This is a genomic window from Kitasatospora sp. MY 5-36 (genome assembly GCF_001182915.1).
Lineage (GTDB): Bacteria > Actinomycetota > Actinomycetes > Streptomycetales > Streptomycetaceae > Kitasatospora.
In genome coordinates, this window is sequence record NZ_LFVW01001077.1 from 1 (window position 1) to 2,064 (window position 2,064).

The window sequence follows — 2,064 nt, forward strand, 5'->3', positions numbered from 1 at the left end:
CGGCCGCCGCCCGCTCGCGCCGGGTGGGCGCGGGAGCGCCGTCCTGACCGGGGGACAGGTTCCAGTCGCAGGCCGGGCACCAGGCGGTGAAGCGCGGGTCGGCGGTCAGCGCGGCGGCGCAGCGGGGGCAGGGCGCGCCGTGGGCGGGCTGCTCGGGGGAGGCCTGCGAGGGCGCGGGCGGGGACGTCGGAAGGGGTGTCGACACGGTGGTGATCATGGCGTGTCGCAGCGGTGGAAGGACAGTGAATTCGTACAGTTCCGCCGGCCGGTTGTTGTGGAACGCGTTCTAGTCGCGTCGCGCCGCCCGTGCCAGAATCGGCCCGACCGCCGATCCGAGGAACACCAGGCACCCCGGGAGCAGCACCCATGCGCGCAGCCGTCCTGCACAAGACCGGCCAGGAGACCCTCGACGTCCGCGAGGACGTGACGGCCGTGGGCTTCGGGCCGGGCACCGTACGGGTCCGGATGCGCGCCGCCAGCCTCTGCCACTCGGACCTCTCCGCGATGAGCGGCGTCCTGCCGCAGCCCGCGCCGTTCGTCCCCGGGCACGAGGGTGCCGGGGACGTGCTGGAGGTCGGCGAGGGCGTCACCGGCCTCGCCGCCGGCGACCGCGTGGTGCTCTGCTGGATGGCCCCCTGCGGCCGCTGCGACCACTGCCGCCGGGACCGCGGCCACCTCTGCATCGCCAGCCTGCGCGGCCTCGGCGCCCCGGGCTTCCGGATCGCCGAGGGCGGGCTGAGCGCCTCCGGCTTCTACGGCACCGGGGCCTTCGCCGAGGAGGTCGTGGTCGCGGCGAACGCCGTCATCAAGGTGCCCGACGACCTCCCGTACGAGGCCGCCGCGCTGATCGGCTGCGGCGTGACCACGGGCATCGGCGCCGCGGTGAACACCGCCCGGGTCGAGCCCGGCGCCTCCGTCGCGGTGATCGGCGCGGGCGGGGTCGGCGTGGCCACCGTGCAGGGCGCCCGGGTCTGCGGCGCCGGCCGGATCACCGTCGTCGACCCGGTGGCCTCGCGCCGCGAGCGCGCCCTGGCGTTCGGCGCCACCGAGGCGATCGCGCCCGAGGAGCTGAAGGCGACGGCCAAGAAGCTGCCCGGCGGCGGCTTCGACTACGTCTTCGAGGCGGTCGGCCGCGCGGCCACCGTCCGGGCCGGCTACGAGGCCGCCCGGCGCGGCGGCGCGGTGGTCGTCATCGGCGCGGGCGCGCAGGACGACCTCGCGCAGTTCACCATGGGCGAGCTGTTCTTCAACGAGAAGCGCCTGCTGCCCTCGCTCTACGGCGGGGCGACGGTGGCGCGCACCATCGGGCTGGTCGTGGACCTCTGGCGGGCCGGGCGGATCGACCTCGACGGCATGGTCACCCACCGGGTGGGGCTCGCGGACGTCAACGAGGCGATCGCGCAGATGCGGAGCGGCGAGGCGCTGCGGACGGTCGTGGCGCTGGGCTGAGGGCGGGCCGCGGCCGGGGCGCTGCTCGGGGCTTCGCACGGAGACTTCGGGTGGAGGTTTCGCACGGAGGCTTCGGGCAGAGACTTCGGGAAAGCCGAGGGCCCGCCGGGGGAGTCCGTGCCCTCCCGGCGGGCCCTCGTACGCGGTGCCCTGGTGGTGGTGCGGTCAGCCCAGCGCCCCGGCCGCGCGGTGGCGGCCGTGCGGGTCGGACTCCGGGCTGTCGTCGGCGGCGGAGCCACCGCGGTGGCGGCCGTGCGACGCGGTGTCCTTGGCCGTCTTCTCGTCGGCGTCGGTCCCGGTAACCGCGGGTCCGGTGGTGTCGGTGAGGGTGTCGGACATGAGAATCGTCTTTTCCGTGCGGAGGGTGCAGGTCATCGGCGCCCGGCCGGCGCCGGTGGCGCACGGTCTGGTCCCCGATCGGGCGCCCGGTGCGCGCCCGTAGCCGGTGATCGCGGCCCGTGCCCCGGTCACCATAACGGCCGGGACGGACGAGATCCTATCGAGATCATGACGCGAGTCCCGCGCTGGTCCCGGGCCCGGAACCGGGCCGGCGGCCGACCGGCTCGCGGTGGCGCGGGGACGGCGCCCGGAGACCGCCGTGCCGGGCCGGCGGCC

General features: G+C 76.3%; 2 protein-coding genes and 1 pseudogene. 1 reads left to right on the forward strand and 2 read right to left on the reverse strand.

All coding sequences use genetic code 11. The features are described 5' to 3' along the window. Nucleotides 1-205 (reverse strand): annotated as a pseudogene (locus tag AE652_RS40240) (hypothetical protein); the annotation flags it as partial. Between the two features lie 161 nt (nucleotides 206-366). Here AE652_RS40240 and AE652_RS40245 point away from each other — a divergent pair. Continuing rightward, nucleotides 367-1,449 (forward strand): Zn-dependent alcohol dehydrogenase, encoded by a 1,083-nt coding sequence (locus tag AE652_RS40245; RefSeq protein ID WP_049660714.1) that lies wholly within the window; start codon nucleotides 367-369, stop codon nucleotides 1,447-1,449. Nucleotides 1,450-1,614: 165 nt separating this feature from the next. Here AE652_RS40245 and AE652_RS47025 read toward each other — a convergent pair whose 3' ends face one another. After that, nucleotides 1,615-1,788, reverse strand: coding sequence for a hypothetical protein (locus tag AE652_RS47025; protein WP_158077660.1), 174 nt, complete (start codon nucleotides 1,786-1,788; stop codon nucleotides 1,615-1,617). Between the last annotated feature and the right edge of the window lie 276 nt (nucleotides 1,789-2,064).

Excerpts from the sequence above, each read along its gene's own strand:
- AE652_RS40245 (WP_049660714.1), top strand. The coding sequence starts at position 367 with ATGCGCGCAGCCGTCCTGCACAAGACCGGCCAGGAGACCCTCGACGTC.
- AE652_RS47025 (WP_158077660.1), bottom strand. The coding sequence starts at position 1,788 with ATGTCCGACACCCTCACCGACACCACCGGACCCGCGGTTACCGGGACC.